The organism is Streptomyces sp. TRM64462, assembly GCF_013362995.1.
Lineage (GTDB): Bacteria > Actinomycetota > Actinomycetes > Streptomycetales > Streptomycetaceae > Streptomyces.
Genome location: NZ_JABWDV010000374.1, coordinates 12,774 through 32,198 on the forward strand (window position 1 = coordinate 12,774; position 19,425 = coordinate 32,198).

At 72.2% G+C, this 19,425-nt stretch carries 24 protein-coding genes; 5 read left to right on the plus strand and 19 right to left on the minus strand.

The features are described 5' to 3' along the window. Positions 1 to 21 precede the first annotated feature (21 nt). The 4 genes from HTZ82_RS20985 to HTZ82_RS21000 form a co-directional block, all read right to left on the minus strand. Positions 22 to 615 carry a hypothetical protein gene (locus HTZ82_RS20985; protein ID WP_175410988.1) on the minus strand — a complete coding sequence of 198 codons (594 nt, stop codon included), beginning with the start codon at positions 613 to 615 and terminating at the stop codon, positions 22 to 24. 29 nt (positions 616 to 644) lie between these two features. Continuing rightward, positions 645 to 1,049, minus strand: coding sequence for a helix-turn-helix domain-containing protein (locus HTZ82_RS20990; RefSeq protein WP_175410989.1), 405 nt, complete (start codon positions 1,047 to 1,049; stop codon positions 645 to 647). Between the two features lie 77 nt (positions 1,050 to 1,126). Continuing rightward, a complete protein-coding gene (gene rox, locus HTZ82_RS20995; protein ID WP_175410990.1) occupies positions 1,127 to 2,563 on the minus strand; it encodes a rifampin monooxygenase in 1,437 nt (478 codons plus the stop codon). Positions 2,564 to 2,888: 325 nt separating this feature from the next. After that, positions 2,889 to 3,239 (minus strand): helix-turn-helix domain-containing protein, encoded by a 351-nt coding sequence (locus HTZ82_RS21000; RefSeq protein WP_175410991.1) that lies wholly within the window; start codon positions 3,237 to 3,239, stop codon positions 2,889 to 2,891. Positions 3,240 to 3,286: 47 nt separating this feature from the next. Here HTZ82_RS21000 and HTZ82_RS21005 point away from each other — a divergent pair, with 47 nt between their 5' ends. From HTZ82_RS21005 to HTZ82_RS21015, 3 genes are all read left to right on the plus strand, one after another. Further along, positions 3,287 to 4,174, plus strand: coding sequence for an NAD(P)-dependent oxidoreductase (locus HTZ82_RS21005; RefSeq protein WP_175410992.1), 888 nt, complete (start codon positions 3,287 to 3,289; stop codon positions 4,172 to 4,174). Positions 4,175 to 4,298: 124 nt separating this feature from the next. Further along, complete coding sequence (locus HTZ82_RS21010) at positions 4,299 to 4,904, plus strand: DinB family protein (RefSeq protein WP_175410993.1); 606 nt, start codon at positions 4,299 to 4,301, stop codon at positions 4,902 to 4,904. 14 nt (positions 4,905 to 4,918) lie between these two features. Further along, positions 4,919 to 6,157, plus strand: coding sequence for a helix-turn-helix transcriptional regulator (locus tag HTZ82_RS21015; protein ID WP_175410994.1), 1,239 nt, complete (start codon positions 4,919 to 4,921; stop codon positions 6,155 to 6,157). Here HTZ82_RS21015 and HTZ82_RS21020 read toward each other — a convergent pair. The 4 genes from HTZ82_RS21020 to HTZ82_RS21035 form a co-directional block, all read right to left on the minus strand. Beyond that, positions 6,088 to 7,029: a sulfurtransferase gene (locus HTZ82_RS21020; protein ID WP_175410995.1), complete on the minus strand. Its 942-nt coding sequence runs from the start codon at positions 7,027 to 7,029 to the stop codon at positions 6,088 to 6,090. The genes HTZ82_RS21015 and HTZ82_RS21020 overlap by 70 nt on opposite strands. Continuing rightward, on the minus strand, positions 7,026 to 8,318 hold the full coding sequence (locus HTZ82_RS21025) for an ATP-grasp domain-containing protein (RefSeq protein ID WP_309235598.1): 1,293 nt from the start codon (positions 8,316 to 8,318) through the stop codon (positions 7,026 to 7,028). Before HTZ82_RS21025 ends, HTZ82_RS21020 begins: the two co-directional genes overlap by 4 nt. Before the next feature lie 164 nt (positions 8,319 to 8,482). After that, entirely contained in the window at positions 8,483 to 9,835 is a 1,353-nt protein-coding gene (locus HTZ82_RS21030; protein ID WP_175410996.1) for a GNAT family N-acetyltransferase, read from the minus strand. A gap of 102 nt (positions 9,836 to 9,937) precedes the next feature. Beyond that, positions 9,938 to 10,558: an ABC transporter substrate-binding protein gene (locus tag HTZ82_RS21035; protein ID WP_175410997.1), complete on the minus strand. Its 621-nt coding sequence runs from the start codon at positions 10,556 to 10,558 to the stop codon at positions 9,938 to 9,940. A gap of 114 nt (positions 10,559 to 10,672) precedes the next feature. Here HTZ82_RS21035 and dtd point away from each other — a divergent pair, with 114 nt between their 5' ends. Next, the gene (dtd, locus tag HTZ82_RS21040; protein WP_175410998.1) at positions 10,673 to 11,098 is read left to right on the plus strand and encodes a D-aminoacyl-tRNA deacylase; all 426 of its coding nucleotides are present in this window, start codon (positions 10,673 to 10,675) and stop codon (positions 11,096 to 11,098) included. A gap of 82 nt (positions 11,099 to 11,180) precedes the next feature. On the opposite strand, the gene HTZ82_RS21045 is transcribed toward dtd, so the two are convergent. The 6 genes from HTZ82_RS21045 to HTZ82_RS21070 form a co-directional block, all read right to left on the minus strand. Beyond that, the gene (locus HTZ82_RS21045) at positions 11,181 to 12,146 is read right to left on the minus strand and encodes a folate-binding protein YgfZ (protein ID WP_175410999.1); all 966 of its coding nucleotides are present in this window, start codon (positions 12,144 to 12,146) and stop codon (positions 11,181 to 11,183) included. A 10-nt stretch (positions 12,147 to 12,156) separates the two neighbouring features. After that, on the minus strand, positions 12,157 to 12,594 hold the full coding sequence (locus tag HTZ82_RS21050; RefSeq protein ID WP_175411000.1) for a transcriptional repressor: 438 nt from the start codon (positions 12,592 to 12,594) through the stop codon (positions 12,157 to 12,159). Between the two features lie 48 nt (positions 12,595 to 12,642). Next, positions 12,643 to 13,215 (minus strand): FABP family protein, encoded by a 573-nt coding sequence (locus HTZ82_RS21055; protein WP_175411001.1) that lies wholly within the window; start codon positions 13,213 to 13,215, stop codon positions 12,643 to 12,645. Positions 13,216 to 13,495: 280 nt separating this feature from the next. Beyond that, the gene (locus HTZ82_RS21060; protein ID WP_175411002.1) at positions 13,496 to 14,359 is read right to left on the minus strand and encodes a hypothetical protein; all 864 of its coding nucleotides are present in this window, start codon (positions 14,357 to 14,359) and stop codon (positions 13,496 to 13,498) included. Next, positions 14,356 to 15,138, minus strand: a complete 783-nt coding sequence (locus tag HTZ82_RS21065) for a hypothetical protein (RefSeq protein ID WP_175411003.1) — start codon at positions 15,136 to 15,138, stop codon at positions 14,356 to 14,358. Before HTZ82_RS21065 ends, HTZ82_RS21060 begins: the two co-directional genes overlap by 4 nt. Beyond that, positions 15,135 to 15,989, minus strand: coding sequence for a hypothetical protein (locus HTZ82_RS21070; RefSeq protein WP_254712010.1), 855 nt, complete (start codon positions 15,987 to 15,989; stop codon positions 15,135 to 15,137). The genes HTZ82_RS21065 and HTZ82_RS21070 overlap by 4 nt, the downstream gene beginning before the upstream one ends. Positions 15,990 to 16,096: 107 nt before the next feature. On the opposite strand from HTZ82_RS21070, the gene HTZ82_RS21075 reads away from it, so the two are divergent. Further along, entirely contained in the window at positions 16,097 to 16,459 is a 363-nt protein-coding gene (locus tag HTZ82_RS21075) for a DsrE family protein (protein ID WP_175411004.1), read from the plus strand. Here the strand turns inward: HTZ82_RS21075 and HTZ82_RS21080 are convergent. The 5 genes from HTZ82_RS21080 to HTZ82_RS21095 form a co-directional block, all read right to left on the minus strand. After that, positions 16,453 to 16,713 carry a DUF3099 domain-containing protein gene (locus tag HTZ82_RS21080; protein ID WP_175411005.1) on the minus strand — a complete coding sequence of 87 codons (261 nt, stop codon included), beginning with the start codon at positions 16,711 to 16,713 and terminating at the stop codon, positions 16,453 to 16,455. The two genes, HTZ82_RS21075 and HTZ82_RS21080, sit on opposite strands and share 7 nt — an antisense overlap. A 110-nt stretch (positions 16,714 to 16,823) precedes the next feature. Next, the gene (locus HTZ82_RS21085) at positions 16,824 to 17,111 is read right to left on the minus strand and encodes a DUF1416 domain-containing protein (protein WP_149181326.1); all 288 of its coding nucleotides are present in this window, start codon (positions 17,109 to 17,111) and stop codon (positions 16,824 to 16,826) included. Between the two features lie 35 nt (positions 17,112 to 17,146). Continuing rightward, complete coding sequence (locus tag HTZ82_RS21090; RefSeq protein WP_175411006.1) at positions 17,147 to 17,992, minus strand: sulfurtransferase; 846 nt, start codon at positions 17,990 to 17,992, stop codon at positions 17,147 to 17,149. A gap of 186 nt (positions 17,993 to 18,178) precedes the next feature. After that, entirely contained in the window at positions 18,179 to 18,262 is an 84-nt protein-coding gene (locus tag HTZ82_RS33115) for a putative leader peptide (protein ID WP_361657456.1), read from the minus strand. 218 nt (positions 18,263 to 18,480) lie between these two features. Continuing rightward, on the minus strand, positions 18,481 to 19,170 hold the full coding sequence (locus HTZ82_RS21095) for a DUF2993 domain-containing protein (RefSeq protein ID WP_175411007.1): 690 nt from the start codon (positions 19,168 to 19,170) through the stop codon (positions 18,481 to 18,483). Positions 19,171 to 19,425 lie beyond the last annotated feature (255 nt).

Consider the following 19,425-nt stretch of genomic DNA (forward strand, 5'->3'; position numbering starts at 1 on the left):
GCCGACCGGGCGTACGCACGATTACTTCCCGCTGCCGGCGGGCGCGGCCTTCTTGGCGGGGGCCTTGCGGGCGGGGGCCTTCCTGGCGGCGGGAGCCGCCTGGCTCTCGCCCTTGGCCTGCGCGGGCGCGGGGGCGGGCTCGGGGGCCTCCGACGCCGAGGCCGACGCCGCCGGCTCCGGGTCGGGCTCGACGGCGACGGCGATCTCGGTGATCTCGTCGGCGGCCTCGCCGCGCCAGGTCTTCACGGCCTGCTCGCCGTGCTCGGCGACCTTCTCGTACGTCTCGCGCGCCTTGACCGCGTACTCGGCGGCGACGCCGACCCCGCGCAGCGCCAGGCCCTGCGCGGTCTCGCCGAGCTTCTTCAGGTCGGTGTCGAGCCCTTCGACCAGCTCGGCGAACCGGGCCTGGACGACCGACTGGGCCTCCTTGGCCTGCGCGGCCACCTTCTCCTGCACGGCCTTCGGGTCGGTGTTCCGCACGGCCTCGACACGGCCGGGGGCCTCCGCTGCGATCTGCTCGATGATCCCGGGGACCTTTCGGGCCTGCTGCAGGGCGAGGTCCGCCGTACCGGCGGCGAAGTAGAGGGGCGTGCGGAGCTCGTCGATGATGGCCATGGGCTGGGGTCCTCCCGTGTGTCACGGAGTCAGAGTTCGGATGAGCCTGTACCTGCTGCTCCGGCACCACTGCCGCCGCTGTCCGCATCGGACCCGTTCTCCTTGCGGAACGAGTCGTAGATCTGGAGCAGCACCTGCTTCTGCCGCTCGTTGATCGACGGGTCGGCGAGGATGACGGCGCGCGTCTCCAGCTCCTCGCGGTCCCGCTCGTCCAGGATCCCGGCGCGTACGTACAGGGTCTCGGCGGAGATCCGCAGCGCCTTGGCGACCTGCTGGAGCACCTCCGCGCTCGGCTTGCGCAGCCCGCGCTCGATCTGGCTCAGATACGGATTGGACACCCCGGCGGCTTCGGCGAGCTGCCGCAAGGAGAGCTGCGCGGTGCGCCGCTGCTCGCGAAGGTACTCACCGAGGTTGCCGACGTTGAGCGATGCCATGCCCCGATGGTGCACCACACCTGCTAACAATTGCAAGCGACCGCTTGCAGAAGCACGCAACACCGGCTCGTGGCCACTCAGCCGACGGGGGCTCCGAACCACTGCCGCAGGCGGCTGAGCAGGTCCTGCTGGTCTTCGCCGGCCCATGCCACGTGGCCGTCCGGGCGCAGCAGTATCGCGGGCACGTCCAGTTCCTCGCTGACGTCGACGACGTGGTCGACGCGGTCCGCCCACCCCGTGACCGAGAGCCGGCCGGTCTGGTCGAGGAGCAGTCCGCGGCCGGCGTGCGTCAGCTCGTAGAGGCGGCCCCGCTTCAGCCGCACGTCACGCAGGCGGCGGCCGAGCAGGTCGTGGCCCTCGCCGACGTCGTAGCGGACGCCGACCGCTGTGATCATCTCGGTCACGTACCGGTTCACCTCCTCGAAGTCCATCAGCTTCGAGAACAGCTCGCGCAGCGCGGTCGCGCCCGGATCGGTGCCCAGGAGCGTGATCTGCGCGCGGGTGTTGTCCAGCACAGCGGCGCCCACCGGGTGCCGTTCGGTGTGGTAGGTGTCCAGCAGCCCTTCCGGCGCCCAGCCGTTGACCTCGGCGGCCAGTTTCCAGCCGAGGTTGAACGCGTCCTGGACGCCGAGGTTGAGCCCCTGCCCACCGGTCGGCGGGTGGATGTGCGCCGCGTCGCCGGCCAGCAGCACCCGGCCCACGCGGTAGCGCTCGGCCTGCCGGGTGGCGTCGCCGAACCGGGACAGCCAGCGCGGCGAGTGCGCGCCGAAGTCGGTACCCGCGACGGCCCGCAGCCGGCCCTTGAACTCGTCAAGGGTCGGTGCTGTCGTCCGGTCCTCGGACACCTCCTCGGCGGGCACGATGATGCGGTACAGCCCCTCGTTCCCGTCCACGTCGGCGATGGCGCCGAACCGCAGTTGGGTCTTGCGGACCTCCTCGACGACGGCGGCGACCGTCGCCGGATCCTCGGTCACCTCCATGTCGCCCAGCAGCGTCTCGACCCTGGCGGGCTCGCCGGGGAAGCCGACTCCGAGCCGCTTGCGCACCGTGCTGCGGCCGCCGTCGCACCCGACGAGGTAGCGCGAGCGCAGCCGCGTGCCGTCCGCCAGCTCGACGGTCACCCCGTCCTCGTCCTGGCTCAGCCCGGCCACTTCGCGGCCGCGCCGGATCTCGGCACCGAGTTCGACGGCACGCTCGTCGAGCAGCCGCTCGGTGACCGGCTGCGGGGTGGCGAGGCCGTACGGGTGAGCCGTGTCCAACCGGTCGGGCCACGGCTTGATGATGCCGCCGAAGAGCCCGCCGACCTGGAACTTCTCACTGACCGCGAGGAACCGGTCCAGCAGGCCGCGCTGGTCCATCACCTCCACGCTGCGCGCGTGCAGACCGCGCCCGCGGGACTGCCGGGTCGGCTCGGCCAGCCTCTCCAGCACGACCACGCGCACCCCGGCCAGCCGCAGCTCGCACGCCAGCATCAGACCGGTCGGTCCGCCGCCGACCACGATCACGTCCGTCATGAAACCCCCCGTACTTCGCGAATACCTGATTCCCGCAATTTCTGGGCCAGGTCGACGATTCTGCGGCACGACCGGGGCCTTGCCGCAAGCCCCCTGGCGCGCTATACGTTGAGAGTGGAAAGGAGTGGGTACTCCCCTTTCCGTCATCGCGGGTGAAGGCTTGAAGGCTTACGGCAGTTCGACCCGCCACTTCACACCACCCCCCCCTGGCCGGTGCGCCGACCGCTCGGCCATGCCCGCCCGTCCCACTGCGGCCCCGAAGTACCCACTTTTTTGTGGGTACTTGGCAGCATCTGAGAGCGGGGGCCAATCTGGTCGCGGGCGGTCAGAGGGCCGACTGCTCCTCGGCCAGTTTCTCCAGGCGGCGGTGGCCCCAGTCGGAAAGGGGAGCCAGGACCTCGGAGAGCTCGCGACCGAAGCCGGTCAGCGAGTACACCGTCTTCAGCGGCAGCACATCGTGCACCTCCCGGTGCACAAGGCCGTCCGCCTCCATCTCGCGGAGCGCCTGAGTCAGCACCTTCTCGCTCAGGCCCGGCAGCCGCCTCCGCAGCTCGCCGGGGCGGTGCGGCCCCGACTCCAGAAGCCAGAGCAGAGCGGTCTTCCACTTGCCGTCGATCACAGCGATCGCGGCGGTTACTCCACAGACATTCGTGTCCTGGGCACGACCGCGCGTCATATCCACCCCACTCGATACGTTTTGAAGCCATATACGGGAGTTGAAGCATGTCCCCGCACCTCGAACAGTCTGCCGTCACCGTCCTCGGTCTGGGGCCGATGGGCCGGTCCCTGGCCGGTGCGTTCCTGGACGCAGGCCTGCGGACCACGGTCTGGAACCGGACGCCGGGCAAGGACCAGGACCTGATCGCGCGGGGCGCGGTCGGCGCGCGGTCGGCCGAAGAGGCGGTCGCCGCGAGCGGGCTGACCGTGGTCTGCGTGGTGAACTATGACGCGGCGGACAGCGTTCTGCGGCGTGACGCGGTCACCGACGCGCTCAAGGGGCGCACCGTCGTGAACCTGACCGCCGACACGCCGGACCGGGCCCGGGACACGGCGGCCTGGGCCATCGGCCACGGCATCCGCTACCTGGACGGTGCGATCATGACGCCGACCCCGACGATCGGCACGCCTGCCGCGGTGTTCCTCCACGCCGGCCCCGAGGACCTCTACGAAGAGCACCGGAGCCTGCTGGGCGCGCTGGGCGGCACCCACACCCACCTCGGCGAGGAGATCGGCCGGGCCGCGGCGTACGACATCGCGCTGCTCGACATCTTCTGGACCGCGATGGCCGGCTACGCGCACGCCTTGGCGGTGGCGCGAGCGGAAGGCATCACCGCGCGCGAACTCGCTCCGTTCGCCCAGGGCATCGGTGCGATCCTCCCACCGATCTTCGAAGAGGCCGCGGAGGACCTGGACAGCGGCAGCTTCTCCGGCGAAGGCAACCCGATCACCTCGGCGGTGTCGTCCATGGCCCATATCGTTCAGACGTCGGAGGCCCACGGCATCGACGCGGGCGTGATGCGCGCGGCCGAAGGCATGGCCCGCCGCGCTGTCGGCCGGGGGTACGGCGCAGACGGTTTCATCCGGATCGCGGAGATCCTGGGCCGTCGCTGAGGAAGCCGTCGGCGATCGGGGCGCTGCGCGCTCGGCGGCTGGACTCGGCCGCTGAACTCGGCGGCCGAACTCGGCGGCTGAAAATTGCGGTGGCCGAAGATCGCGCGAGAGGCAGACTGGCGCCATGACCGGATCGGATGCCAAGGCTGACCTTCGCTTCTACCTGCAGTCGGCCCGTGATGCCCTGCTGTGGAAGCTCGAAGGGCTCTCGGAGTACGACATTCGCCGCCCGCTGACACCGACCGGCACCAACCTCCTGGGCCTGGTGAAACACGCGGCCGGTGTGGAGCTCGGCTACCTCGGCGACACCTTCGGACGGCCGTCCGGGGAGCCGCTGCCCTGGCACGACGAAAGTACCGAAGAAGGTGCCGAACCCAACGCGGACATGTGGGCCACCGCCGACGAGCCACGCGGGCGGATCGTGGAGCTCTACCGGCGGGCGTGGGCCCACGCGGACGCGACGATCGACGCCCTGGCGCTGGACACGGTCGGCAGGGTGCCGTGGTGGCCAGACGGCCGGGACGAGGTGACGTTGCATCATGCCGTGGTGCGAGTGATCGCCGATACGCACCGGCACGCCGGGCACGCCGATATCGTCAGGGAGCTCATCGACGGCGCCGTCGGGATGAACAAGGGCAACGACAGCATGCCCCCGGGCGACGCGGTGTGGTGGGAGGGCTATCGGAGCCGGCTGGAACGTGCGGCCCGGGAAGCCGGCCGAGACGCGTAGCCGTGGAGCGTCAGATGCCGGTACCGGCAGGATCGCCGGCCGGGTCGCCGGCCGGGTCGCCGGCCGGGTCGTCGGCCGGGTCGTCGGCCGGGTCGTCGGCCGTCGTACGGATCCGTCTCACCGCCGCCGATCTCGCGCGCGTCCGCTTCGCGCCCCGGCCGGCGCCGCTCCAGGAGCTGAACGCGGCGTTCATGCTGCTCACCCGGCATGCCGGGCCGCCCGGTCCCTCGCCCGGTCCATGGCGGCAGCGGCTGCTGCGAGCCGTACCCGCCGCGGCCGAGCCGTTGCGCGACCTCGCGCCGGGGCCGCGGGCGCCGCGCTTCCTCGACGTCGTGGACGACTCGCTGAGCGGCGCGCTGGAGACCGTACGGGCCACCCCGCCCGACCTCGTACGGTCCGAGCTGGAGCGGGTGTACGAGGGCAGGCGCCGCCCGGCGCCCGCGTGGGTCCAGGGGCTGCACCGGGGCGACGCGGAGGCCTGGCGGGTCGTACGGCGGGCCCAGCGGGCGGCGTTCGACGCGATGCTGGGGCCCGTGTGGCCGCTGGTGCAGGACCTGCACCACGCGGAGTTCACGCGCTACGCGCTGGCGGTCGCCGAGCACGGGGTCGGAGCGGCGCTGGCCGCGCTGGTTCCGGGCGGCGTCGTGCACGGCGCGGTGTGGGAGCTGCCGGCCGCCGGGGCGGTGGCGGTACCGGGGCCCGGAGAAGGGCGCGGGCGCGGGCGCGGGCCTGTACGAGACGTCGAGCTGGACGGGCAGGGGGTGCTGCTGCTCCCGACGTTCCACTGGCGCGGCGCACCGCTGCTGTGCCGCCCGCCGGGCGGGCCGCTCGTCGTGACGTACGCGGCCTCGGCACCCGGCCCACCGGCGCCGTTCGATGAACGGGACGCGGCCGAGGACGCCCCGCCGGCCGCGCTGGCCGGGATCCTGGGCCGTACCCGCCTGGACATCCTGCTGCACCTCACCGAACCCGAACACACCGAAGGCACCACCACCGGCCTGGCCCGCGCCCTGGGCGTCAGCAACGCGACGATCTCCGCGCACACCGCCGCCCTGCGCGCCGCGGGCCTGATCACCACGGCCCGCACCGGCCGTTCCGTCCTGCACCGCGCCACGCCCAGGGCGGCCCTCCTCCTGGGCCCGCCCCGAAGACCCGCGCACCGGGCCGCGCACCGGGCCGTGCCTCAGGCCGCCCCGGTCACCACAGGGCGGTCCGCCGACGGGAGGCCCCACTCGCTCCAGGAACCGTCGTAGACCGACAGATCGCGGTAGCCGGCCAGTTCGGCGGCCAGCGCCAGGACGCAGGCCGTGACACCGGAGCCACAGGTGAAGACGAGACGCTCGGGCCCGGCCCCCGGACCCGCACCCGCGTCGGCACCCGCGCCCGCGCCCGTGTCCGCGTCGGCGCCCGCGCCCGGCCCAGGCCCCGTCCCCGCGCCCGCCGTCGCCGCCTCCGCGAACCGCGCGCGCAGCTCCGCCGGGTGCCGCATCCGCCCGTCACCGCCCAGGACGTCACCGAACGGCAGGTTGACCGCGCCCGGCATGTGGCCGCCCCGCAGCCCCGGGCGCGGTTCGGGCGCCGTACCGGTGAAGCGGCCCCGGGTGCGGGCGTCCAGCACCAGCGCGGCCGGGTCCTCCAGCGCCCGCGCCACCTCACCGCTCCCCACCAGCAGCCCCGGCCGTGGCCGCGCGGTGAACCCGCCCCGTACCGGGGCCGACCGCGCGGGCGCGGCGTCCTCCACCGGCGCCCCGGCCGCCGCCTCCCACGCCGGCAGCCCGCCGTCCAGCACCGCCGCCCGGTCGAAGCCCATCGCGCGCAGCATCCACCACGCGCGGGCGCTGGAGTAGACGCCGGCAGCGTCGTACACGACGACCGTGCTCGTGTCGTCCACGCCCAGCGCCCGCAGCTCCTCCGTGAACCTGTCCGCGTCCGGCATGGTGTGGGGCAGCGGCGACCCGGGGTCGGACAGCGACCCGTCGATGTCGAAGCACCGCGCTCCCGGTATCCGCCGCGCCACGCCCCGGTGCGCGCCCACGGACGCGTCGAGCACGACGAGGCCCGGGGCGTCGAGGCGCGAGGCCAGCCACCTCACATCGACAAGGGGTCCCGCGACACCGACCGTCATGGCTGGTCCTCCTCCTGTGTGGTGACAACGACCTGATACGCCATCAACTCATCGACCGCCGAGGCGCACACCGCCGCCCCCGCGTCCCCCTCCGCCGCGAGGACCGCCATTCCCAGCCGGTCCGCCGACGAGCGCAGCGCGTACACGGGATCGCCCGGCTCGACCTGTACGTCCCACTCCACGATCCGCACCCCGCCCGCACCACGCGCACCGCCCGCACCCGCACCGCGCGCACCGCCCGCACCGCCCGCGCCCAGTTCCCGTGGAGGCCCCGCCACCGCGCCGACGCGGCCGGGCGGCGCGGTGAAGAAGACGGTCGCGGCGGCGGCCACCGGCGTCACGTCGCCCGTGCGCGGAGGGACGCGGACCGCCCAGCCGAGTGCCGCCCGGCGCCAGTCGACACCGGTGGTGAGGTGTACGAGGTCGGCGATGCCGTCCCCGCCCGGGCGGTTGTGCGTCTCGATGACGGTGACCCGCCCGTCGGCGCCGACCTTCACCTCCGTGTGGCTCGGCCCGTCCACCAGCCCCACGGCGTCCAGCAGTTCGCCGACGGCCCGCTCCACGTCGCGCCGTTCGGCCGCGGTGAGCGAGGGCGCCGGCATGATGTGGGCGACCTCCACGAACCCGTCCCCGGTGGTCCGCTTCTCGGCGACGCCCAGGACCGTGTGCCGCCCGCCCGACGACAGCGCCTCGACGCTGAACTCCCGCCCCTCCACGTACCGTTCGAGCAGCGTCGCGCCGTTCCGGCGGTCCGCCGGCAGGTCGGCGGGGGTACGGAGCAGTGCGACGGCGTGACTGCCGGTACCCGCCACCGGCTTGGCCACCACCCGCGCGCCCCCGGCGAACAGCGCGGCGACCGCCTCCGTACCGGCGTCGCCCGGCGCGAACGCCGGGTTGAGGTGCGGCGCCTTCCGCGCCAGGACCCGCCGCATCTCCCGCTTGTCCCGGGTGGCCCGTACGACCTCGACGGGCACCCCGGCCGCGCCCAGCCGCCGCGCGGCGACGGCCGCGGGCTCCAGGCCCAGCTCGGTGAGCGACACGACGGCGCCGGGGGCGAGCGGCCGCAGCACCTCGTCGACGAACGGGAGGAAGGCGGGCGCGTGCTGATAGTCCACGGCGTACTCACCGCGCAGGCGCGCCCCGAGCACCTCCGCGCCCAGCACCTCCGCCCCGAGCACCCCCGCGCCCAGCACCGGCGCCCCCGGCATCCGTACGTGTACGAGATCGACAGGCAGCGTCGCAGCGGCGGCCGCGACCGCCGGACTCGCCCCGATGACCACGAGCGTCACACCAGACCCCCGCCCCCGCCCGTCGACTCACCTGCTCGTGATCGTAGCGCCGCCCGCCGCGTCGAGACGCCGGTCCCGGCATCACCACCACCGAGACGGACGGCCGCCCGCACCCGGCAGAGAACGTCCTGCCTGCCGTACCCGACGCGACGTGACACCCCTCGTCAGAAGATGTCCGGGCACCACGCCCGCCGCGGCGCCCGCAGCAGCAGGTCCGCCCGCGCCGCCGCGCCCGCCCGGGCCTCCTCGACCCGGCCCAGCGCCACCAGCCGCGCCACCGACTCGTCCCCCAGATACAGCGCCGCCAGCTCCGCCACGTCCATGACCAGGTCGGCCGACTCCGTGGTCGGCGCGCACACCGCGCCCTCCGGCGCCGCGTCCAGCCGGAACCTGCCCCCGGCCAGCCCGGCCGCGTCCCGCACGTCCAGCACCAGCGACCCCGACGTCCCGTACGTCCGCGCCTCCAGCGCCCGGACGACGTCGAGGATCCGCACCCACAGCAGGTCCGTGTGCGTCAGCACCTTCGCCGCCCGCGGGTCCGGCAGCAGCAGCGGCAGCAGATCGTCAGGCGCCCGGTAGTCGCTCTTCACGAACGCCACCCAGTCCACCGAGCACACGAACCGCCACAGCGCCCGCTCGGCGGCCGGCGTCACCGCGATCAGATCGTGGACGGTCGCCGTGTTCAGCGGATGCTTGTTGTCGTCCCACGTGTCGTCGCAGCCGTACGCGACGTAGCCCTCCAGCTCCCCGGAGGCCGAGCGGTACGTGGCGTGGAACCGCTCCTTCCACGGCTCGCTCGGCGGCGGGTTCACGCCCGTACGGTTGTCCCAGCCCCGTTTCGTACGGCTCACCATGCCGTGCCGCAGCGCCCGCGCCCGGTCGTGCAGCTCCGGGCCCAGCGTGCGGAAGTCCGCGAGGTCGACCAGGTCGATCCGGCCGCCGTCCTCGGGCCCGGACCAGCGCGGGTCGAGGCCCGACCGGCGCACGTCGACCTGCCACGCGGTCGTCCAGCTCGCCGGCCCGTAGCCGTACCGCCCGTAGATCGGGTACTCGGCCGCGATCAGCGTCGAGACGACCTCGCCCCGCTCCTTGGACTCCGCCAGCTCGGCCCGCATCATCTCGCCGAGCAGCCCGCGCCGCCGGTGCGTCGGCGACACGGTCACGCCCGACACCGCGCTCGCGGGCACCGCCCCGCCACCGACCGCCGTCAGCTCCTGCGCGAACGACCGGAGCGTGGCGACACAACGCCCCCCGTCGAACGCCCCCTTGGTCCGCGCGAAGTCCTGATACGGAAGCCGGGCGGCCACCTCCTCGTCCGTCACGGCCATCGGCTGCAGGAACCCGGTCTTGATGGCCCGCAGCCAGTCGGGGAAGTCCGCCTCGGTCACGCCGCGCACGACGGGCGCGGAGCCGGAGGAGGGAGAGGGAGAGGGAGAGCTAGACGGAGAGGAGGAGGTGGTGGCGGATTGTGCGGCGGAGGAAGGCGATGTGCCGGCGGGGGAGGCGTCGAAGCTCATCCCGACACGCTAAGCACACCCCCGCCCCCACGCACCCGACTTTCCGCCGCGCCCGGACGGGCCGCGTTTCCGCCGCGCCCGGACGGGCCGCGCCGGCGGGGTTCAGGCGAGGAGGTCGTCGACCTGGGCCTCGCCCTCCCTGTACCGGCGGGCGATCTCCGCGCTGCACTCGTCCGCCGTCCGCTGCAGCTCCTGGCGGCGCCGCGAGACCTCCTGCTCGTAGCGGGCGAGGCGGCCCATCGCCTCGTGCAGTTCGTCGTCCGTACGGGCGTCGAGGTCCGACAGCTCGACCTCCGCCAGCATCTCCGCCGCCAGCAGCCGGTACTCCTCGCTCCTCGGCGTCGACAGCGTCACATGCCGCGCCGAGCTGCGGCGGCCGTGCTGCCGGGACGGGGCGTCCGCGAGGATCTCCGAGAGCCGGTGGACCACCGGCACCTCAGGGGCCGCGCGGCGCGCCAGCTCGGCGCGGAGGATGTCGATACGGCCCTGCAGCAGCCGCCGTACGTAACTGAGGTCCGCCTCGTCCGTGTGCGAGTCGCGCCGCAGTGCCCGCAGCTGGTCCAGACGCAGCGCCTTCAGGGGTACGGGGGCCCCGACAGCACCCGTGCCCCCTTCGGCGGTTCGCTGTATCGGCGGGCGGGACCGGTCGAAGCCCTGACCGGAGTCGGCGCAGGTGATCGAAGCGAAGCCCGGGCTCTGCGGCCCGGGACCAGGTGTACTCATGTGTGTCCGTCCCCTCGACCGGTGCTCAGGCGCACCGCCTGCACGCATGGTGCCACTCCCGCAAGGGATGCGCAGGTGCTCTGCACCCGTTCGGCCCTCGGTAAGTTGGGGGGCATGCGAGCAGTGGTACAGAGGGTGGACGGGGCGCGCGTCGAGGTCGCGGGCGAGACGGTCGGCGAGATCGTCGGTGAGGGGCTGTGCGTCCTCGTGGGCGTCACCCACGAGGACACTCCCGAGAAGGCGGCCCAGCTCGCCCGCAAGCTCTGGTCCGTCCGCATCCTGGACGGCGAGAAGTCCTGCTCGGATGTGAATGCACCCTTGCTGGTGATTTCGCAGTTCACCCTCTACGGGGACGCCCGTAAGGGCCGCCGCCCCACCTGGAACGCGGCAGCGCCCGGCGATGTGGCCGAGCCGCTCGTCGACGAGGTGGTGGCCAGGCTGCGGGAGCTCGGGGCGACCGTGGAGACGGGCAGGTTCGGCGCGGAGATGCGGGTCTCGCTGACGAACCACGGCCCGTTCACGGTACTGCTGGAGGTATGAGGCGGGGCGCGCGGCACGGGCCGTGCGGCGCCGGCCGAGCGGCGCGTGCCGGTGCGCCTCGTGCGGCGCACCGGCATGGCGCCTACGGCTCGACGACCGTCTCCTGCGCCGCCGCCGTGCCGCCCGCCAGGAGCGGGGCGTCCACCGGGACGTTCCGCTTCACCAGCGCGAGCGCGATGGGCCCGAGCTCGTAGTGCCGTACCGCCGTCGTGACGAAGCCGAGCTGCCGCCCCTCCTCGCCGTCCGACGCGAGCCGCACGGGCGCGCCGTGCGGCGGCAGGTGGACCTCGCTGCCGTCCAGGTGCAGGAAGACGAGGCGGCGCGGCGGCTTCCCCAGGTTGTGGACGCGGGCGACCGTCTCCTGCCCGCGGTAGCAGCCCTTCTGGAGGTGCACGGCGCTGCCGATCAGCCCGATCTCGTGCGGGATCGTGCGGTGGTCGGTCTCGAAGCCGAGCCGCGGCCGGTGCGCCTCGACGCGCAGCGCCTCGTACGCGAGGGTCCCGGCGAGCGGGCCGTTCGCCTGCGCGTACGCCTCCAGGCCTGCGCGCGGCAGGAACACGTCGCGGCCCTGCGCGGTCTCCCGTACGGCGACCCCTTCGGGTACCTCGGCGATGGAGCCGGCCGGGAGGTGCACGACGGCGAACTCCTCCGTACGGTCGGCGATCTCGACGCGGTAGAAGAACCTCATCGACTCCAGGTAGCCGATGAGCGCCTCCTGCGTGCCGGGCTCCACGTGCGCCCAGACCGTCGTACCGTCGTCGACGAGGTACAGGGCGTGCTCGATGTGGCCGTTCGCGGAGAGGATCAGCGCGTCGGTGGCCTGTCCGGGCGGGAGGTCGCTGACGTGCTGTGTGAGCAGCAGGTGCAGCCAGCTCAGCCGGTCGTCGCCGGTGACGGTGACGACACCGCGGTGGGACAGGTCGACCAGGCCGGTTCCGGCGGCGAGGGCGCGCTGCTCGCGGAACGGGTCGCCGTAGTGGGCGGCGACACCTTCGTCCCGCCCCTCGGCGGGGACGGCGCCGGGCAGGGACAGCAGAGGGCTCTTCATGCCGTAAAGCCTACGACTCCGTGTTCGACGCCCCGGCGGTGCAGTCCTCGCACCGCCCGAAGATCGCGAAGTGCTTCATGTCGGTGTCGAAGCCGAAGGTGGCGCGGAGCTTGTCGGTGAACTCGGCGGCCACCCCGACCTCGGCCTCGATGACGTCGCCGCAGTCCCGGCAGACCAGGTGGAGATGGTGGTGGCGGGCGGCGAGGTGGTAGGTGGGGGCGCCGTGCCCGAGGTGGGCATGGCTGACCAGGCCGAGCTCCTCCAGGAGCTCCAGGGTCCGGTAGACGGTGGAGATGTTCACGCCGGACGCGGTCTTGCGGACCTCGGTCAGGATGTCGTCGGGCGTCGCGTGCTCCAGCACGTCGACCGCCTCGAGGACGAGCTGACGCTGGGGCGTCAGCCGGTAACCGCGCTGCCGGAGATCGCTCTTCCAGTCGGTGCTCACCACGCGCTCCAGTGTAGGAGCACCGACCGGAATGGCCAGGGCTGCTCAGGGCTACTTGAAGAAGGCGATGCCGTCGTCCGGAAGGTCACCGAGGCTCTTGGCCATGGCCTCGACCTCCTCCGGCGTGACGACCTTCTTGAGGTGCGCCGACATGTAGGGGCGCAGCGGCACCTCGGGGGTGGCCTTCTCGCCCACCCACATCAGGTCGCTGTTGACGTACCCGTACAGCCGCTTGCCGCCGCTGTACGGGCCGGAGGCCGCGGTGCGGGCGACGGCGTCGGTCGCGAGGTCGATCTGCGGCTTCTTGTCGGCGAGCTCGCCGTACCAGATCTCGGCGACGCCCTGGTCGCGGACCATGACCACCTCGACCTGGCGGTCCGCGCCGACGCGCCAGTAGCCGCTCTCGCTCTCCAGCGGGCGGACCTTGTTGCCGTCGGTGTCCAGGACCCAGGAGCGGGAGACGTACTGGATGACGTCCCGGCCGTCGTGGCTGAACGTGACGGACTGACCGAAGTTGCACTTCTCGGTGCCGGGGAAGTCGTACACTCCCGCGCCCTCCCAGGTCCCGAGCAGGAAGGCGAGCGGGACGAGGTCGGGGTGCAGGTCGGACGGAATCTGGATCATGGCTGGCAGCTCAGGCGATCTGTGCGGGTGCGGGGGGGTGGGCGGGGGTCAGCGCTGGCCCTGGTACAGCTTCTTCACGGTCAGCCCGGCGAACGCCAGGACGCCGACGCAGACCAGGACGAGCAGGGCGGAGAAGAAGGCCTCAAGCACGGGGTGCTCCTCGGTGAGCGGGTGGGGCATGAAACAGGGACCGGGTCCCAGCCTAATGGGTGGAACCCGGCCCCTCCGTGTGAGGTACACCCGGGACCCGGGCACACCGGCGCCGGCCGCCTCGGCCGCGTCAGCCGAGGAGCTGGTTCTGCAGGACCACGGTCTGGTGGAACGGCACCGCAGGGGCGGAGCCCTTCCGCGACTGGACGATCAGCGCGAGTGTGTCCCCTGCGACGATGTACGCCTGGCGCGTCTGCTCGGCGCCGTACGGTTCGGCCTCCTGGAACGCGTACGAGGAGGTGGTGGTCTCCTCAGGCATGGTCCAGAGTTCGTCGGTCTTCATCTCCGGGCCGCCGCGCAGGTCCTTTCCTGCCTCGCCGCCGAACTCCAGGTCCTGGTCCTGGAATGCCGTGGTGAACGCGACGGAATTGAACCGGAGCAGATAGATCCGGGTCGCCGTGCCGTCGGGCATGGTCCAGCCGCGGGCCGCGATGTGGCGCACGGCGTGGTCCGTGAGCGCCTGCTTCAGTGCGGGCCGCTCATGGCTCTCGTACTCGGCGAGGTACTGGTCGACGGTTGTCCATCCGCCGTCGAGGCTCTTGTCGGGCTTCGCACCGACGGGTGCGGGCAGTACCAACTTGCGCAGGTCGGCATGGTGGATCTCGCCTTCGTTGCCGTAGGTGAAGGGCCTCGGCATCCCTTCGGGCAGCGCGGGCAGGGAGAGCTTCGGGTACTGCCAACGCCCGTCGCTCTCCGTGGCCAGCCCCGGCACCTCGTGCCGCTCCATGCCGGCGATCCCGTACGCCGTACCGGCCCCGAGCCCGCCACACACCAGCACGGCGGCGGTCCACCGGGCCACTGCCCGCAGCACCCTCGGCCGCTTCCGTCCGCCGCCGGTGCCCGGTTCCGGTACGGTCGCGCCGTCCGGCTGCGGCCCCGGCTGTGCCGACGAGGCGGTGTCGGCCGTTGGCGGCGTGATGGTCTCCTCGGTCATACGTACTCCCCTGGAGCGGCGATGTGGTCGAGCTGCCGCTTGACCAGGTCCGCGACATCCGACTTTTCGAACGGCTTGGTGCCCGCGGCCGAGACGGTGACCTGGATGTCGCCGGTGTGCGCCACGCAGTCCATGCCCTCCAGCTCCGTCTTCTTCCCGGACGCGTTCTCCATCGGGACGAGGTAGCACGCTGCCTTCTTGTGACCCTTGATCGACGGGCCCTTCTTGAACTTCAGGAACTCGGCCAGCCCGACGCGCAGCTTGTGCAGGTCGTGCAAGTGCTTCTCGTCCTTCATGCGCACGATGTGCACCTCCACCAGCAGGTCGTTCGTGTTCGAGAGGTAGGAGCGCACCGCGACACCCCGCACGCCCAGCTTCTCGATCCGCTTCTCGAAGTCGCGGCGCTTCTTGCCGCTCAGGCCCCGGCCACCGTCCTTCAGAAGCTGGGTGGCCTGCTTGCCGCTGATCTCGCCGTCGTTGCCGTACTCCTCGATGTCGGGCCCGAGTTTGTAGTCGTCGGGCACCGGCAGCAGGAGCTTGCTCATCGGGGTGGACGCCTGGCCCTGGACCGGCGCGTTTCCGACCGGGTCCTTCGCCGTTCCGGACGAGCCCTCGGCTCTGCTCCACAGGGTGGTGGGCACCGTACGGTCCGCCTCGTCCACCGTCTTCCTGGTGTACGCCAGCCCGCCGCTCGCCGCCCCGAGCACCAGCACCGCGGGTATGACGACGCCGAGCGCACGCCGCGTACGGGAACGGGGCTTCGGTTCCTCGGTGGTCACAGGCGCTCCAGCTGTCGTTCGGCCAAGGTGCGGATGTCGTTCTTCGTGATGCGTTTCGAGTCGTAGACCCAGATGTCGACCATCACGTCGCCGCGGTGGAAGATCGCCCTGGCCTTGTAGAGGGGCAGGTATCCGGCCTCCCTCTCGGGCTCGTCGAAGACGTAGTAGCGGCCCTCGCCCGTGCCCTTCAGCACGCTGCCCACGTTGCCCGCGTGGTCGTCGTCGAGCATGTACGAGCGCTGGGAGGAGGCATGCTCGGAGGCTCCCAGGTAGGAGCCGGACCGGAACTGCACGAGCCGTACGTAGGCCGTACGGTGGCCCTTGCTCCATCCCGTGCCCGCCACGCGCCGCAGGCCGTCCTTGGCGAGGCTTTCGAACATCCAGTCCTCGTCCTCGAACCACAGGGCGTACGTGGGCAGGTCCGCCCAGCCGTCGTCCCCGACCACGTCGGAGATGTCCTTCGCGCCCTTCGGCCTCGGCAACAGCAGCTTGCGCAGGTCGCCGTCCGTCTTGACGCGGCGGTCATCGGCGGCGCTCAGCGGGGCCGGTTCCTGGCCCTTCGGCAGGGGCTTCGCCGGGTACGCCAGGCCCGGCTGGCTCAGGGCGGGCAGCGGGGTCGGCGGGCGGTCGGCCTGGATCTTGTAGCCCGTGGCCGTGCCGCCGACGAGCCCGATGACGGCCGCGGAGACGATGAGTGCCGCCGTACGGCCCCAGCGGCGCCGTGCCGCCGGGACGGATGCGGAGGCGGGCGGCGGCGGTCCCGTCGGCGGCTGCAGCGGCGGCTGCGGCTGCGGCGGCTGCGGCGGCTCACCCTGCGGCTGCGGCTCCGGCGGTCTTTCTGCGGTGTCCAAGAGGGTCCCCCCACGAGACCTAGAGGCATGCATTCCGTTCACTTGTACGACTCAGTGACATGTACAGGCACAGCAGGGTTGTACGCACGCGCATTACAGTTCCGCATATGGCGAAGAAGCTCGTGATCAAGGTGACAGCGGGGGCCGACGCCCCCGAGCGCTGCTCGCAGGCCTTTACGGTGGCCGCGGTCGCCGCGGCCAGTGGCGTGGAGGTCTCGCTCTGGCTGACCGGGGAGTCGTCGTGGTTCGCGCTGCCCGGCAGGGCCGCCGAGTTCGAGCTGCCGCACGCGGCGCCGCTCCAGGACCTCATGGAGGCCGTGCAGGCCGCCGGGCAGATCACGCTCTGCACGCAGTGCGCCGCTCGTCGCGAGATCACCGAGCAGGACGTCGTCAAGGGCGTGCGGATCGCCGGCGCGCAGGTCTTCGTCAGCGAGATCATGGGCGAGGGCGTGCAGGCCCTCGTCTACTGACGCTTCTTCTTGCCGTCCAGTTCGTCCCACCACTCGTCGGACTTCGGGTCCCCGGTCGGGTCGTCCCACCAGCGGTCGTCCGGGCCCCGGCGGTTCGCCGCCCACGCGGCGAGCGGGGGCAGCAGCATCGCCGCGAAGGCCATGCCGACGGCGGCCTGCACCGACCACAGGCGCACGAACGCCCACGCGCTGACGAACAGCGCCAGGCAGGTGCCCATCAGCACGAAGTAGGTGCGCCTACGCCGGGCGTACATACCTCCAGCGTAGGACGGAACAGGGCAGACCGAAGGGCCGCACCTCAAGTCCCGGAAAGCGTCCAACCCCCAGGAGGTGCGGCCCTTCGGCCGTATGGGTGCGCCGTCGGTCAGACGGCGATCGCGACCTCGGCGAGGCCGCCCGTCTGCACGACGACCGTGCGGTCGGCCGTGCCGCCCGGCACCAGGGCGCGGACCGTCCAGGTGCCCTCCGCCGCGTAGAACCGGAACTGGCCGGTCGCGGAGGTCGGGACCTCGGCGGTGAACTCGCCGGTCGAGTCCAGCAGCCGGACGTAGCCGGTCACGGGCTCGCCCTCGCGGGTCACCTGGCCCTGGATCGTGGTCTCACCGGGCTTGATCGCGGAGGCGTCGGGGCCGCCGGCCTGTGCTCCACACATGTCACTCTGTCCTTCGGTCGCAGGTCGGGGCGGGGTTACTTGTTGGCGCCGAGCTCGATCGGCACGCCGACGAGGGAGCCGTACTCGGTCCACGAGCCGTCGTAGTTCTTGACGTTCTCCTGGCCGAGCAGCTCGTGCAGGACGAACCAGGTCAGCGCGGAGCGCTCACCGATGCGGCAGTACGCGATGGTGTCCTTCTCCAGGTCGACCTGCTCCTCGGCGTAGAGGGCCTTGAGCTCGTCGTCCGACTTGAAGGTGCCGTCGTCGTTGGCGTTCTTCGACCACGGGATGTTGCGGGCGCTCGGCACGTGGCCGGGGCGCTGCGACTGCTCCTGCGGGAGGTGCGCCGGGGCGAGCAGCTTGCCGCTGAACTCGTCGGGCGAGCGCACGTCGACCAGGTTCTTGCTGCCGATCGCGGCGACGACGTCGTCGCGGAAGGCGCGGATGGACGTGTCCTGGGCCTTGGCCTTGTACTCGGTGGCCGGGCGGTTCGGGACCTCGGCGCCGTCGACCAGGTCGCGGGAGTCCAGCTCCCACTTCTTGCGGCCGCCGTCGAGGAGCTTGACGCTCTCGTGGCCGTACAGCTTGAAGTACCAGTAGGCGTACGAGGCGAACCAGTTGTTGTTGCCGCCGTAGAGGACGACGGTGTCGTCGTTGGCGATGCCCTTCGCGGAGAGGAGCTTCTCGAAGCCCTCCTGGTCGACGAAGTCGCGGCGGACCGGGTCCTGGAGGTCCTTCTTCCAGTCGATCCGGACGGCGTTCTTGATGTGGTTCTTGTCGTACGCCGACGTGTCCTCGTCGACCTCGACGATGACGACCTTCGGGTCGTCGATGTGGGCCTCGACCCAGTCGGCGTCTACCAGGACGTCGCTGCGGCTCATGCTGTGTCTCCTCCGGGGCAGTCTGCGGCGGGATGCGATGCGGTACGGCAGGGTCGCGCCGAGCGCTCTACGCGTCGTCGTACGTGTCACGTGGTCGTCTCGCGTACGAGGGTGCGGGGCGGCTGCGGCGCGGGGAAGGCCCCCCGGGGCGGAAGGGCCGAAAGACGCGGGGTTGCGGGACCCCGCTCAGACAGTGCGACAGAGCATGGCGGCGACGCGGCACAGGTCTACTGCCCGCCGCTTCGTGAGGTCCGCCTGTCGCTTCATCATGGCCCCGATCGTAGGGAGGGACAGGCGACCGTGTCACCGGCGTGTCGCATGGTGAGACGCGATCATCCGCATAGCGGGATGACAACGCCCCCGGGGCCGACTCCGGGCCGGTCGCGCCAGGGGCGTTCCCGCAGTTCGTCCAGGGGGCAGACGGCCGCGTCTCGCCATATGGGCAGCGGTCGGGTTCTGCCCGTCTCAGGCGTCTGCTTCCGGGCCTCTCAGCCCGCCAGGACGATGTTCTGGCCGCCGACCGTCACCGCCAGACCGTCCGGCGTCGCCTCCACCTTCTGGATCCGCAGCCCCGCCGGGAAGCCCGCCACCTGGCGGTCGAAGTCCGTCCGCTGCCGGACCATCTCCTCCAGCGTCGGGATGCCCTCACCGGGCACCTTGTCGGCGCGCACCCGCAGCGTGTCGCCGTCGACGACGCTCACCGTGGACAGCACGCTGCGCGTGAGCCGCTGCCCCAGGACCTCGACCGTGCCGGTCACCTTGATCTTGCCGTTGCCGCCGTACTCCAGCGTGACGTCGCTCTTGGAGACCTTCTTCAGCTCGTCGTACGAGATCCGCGCCGTGCCGGTCGCGGTGGCGGCGACCGCGCGCGAGAAGTTGTTCTCCAGCCGTACGCGGTGCAGCTCCGCGCTCATCTCGCCGACCCGCACCTGCTGGTCGCCGACCTTCGCCGCCACACCCGTGAGGCTGATGTCGACCTGCTCCAGCTCCTTGCCCAGCGCCTGGGTCAGGAACGGGAAGCCCTTGATGGACACGTCCGGCGCCGCCGCCAGGCCCTGATTGGCCTGAATGCGGTCCGCGGCCTCGGACTCGGCGGCGTTCAGCGCGAGCCGGTCCCCGATGACGAAGAGGCCACCGAGGACGACGGCGATGATCAGCAGTATTCGCAGTGCTCGCATGCTCGGTGTTCCCCCGCCTGTCTGTCGGTGCGGTATGCCCCGGGTACGCCCCGGGTACGGCCCCTTCCCCGGATGTCAGTGATCGACGAACGAGGTTACCGATTGGTTCCCTCAGGCCCGGTCACCCGCCGGGCCGGCGGTCCCGGCGGCCCCGCCGGTCAGCCCAGGGCGCGGCCCAGCAGGTACACCACGGGCGCGGCCGCCGCGAGCGGCAGGGCGACGCCCGCGGTCATGTGGACGAACCGGGACGGGTAG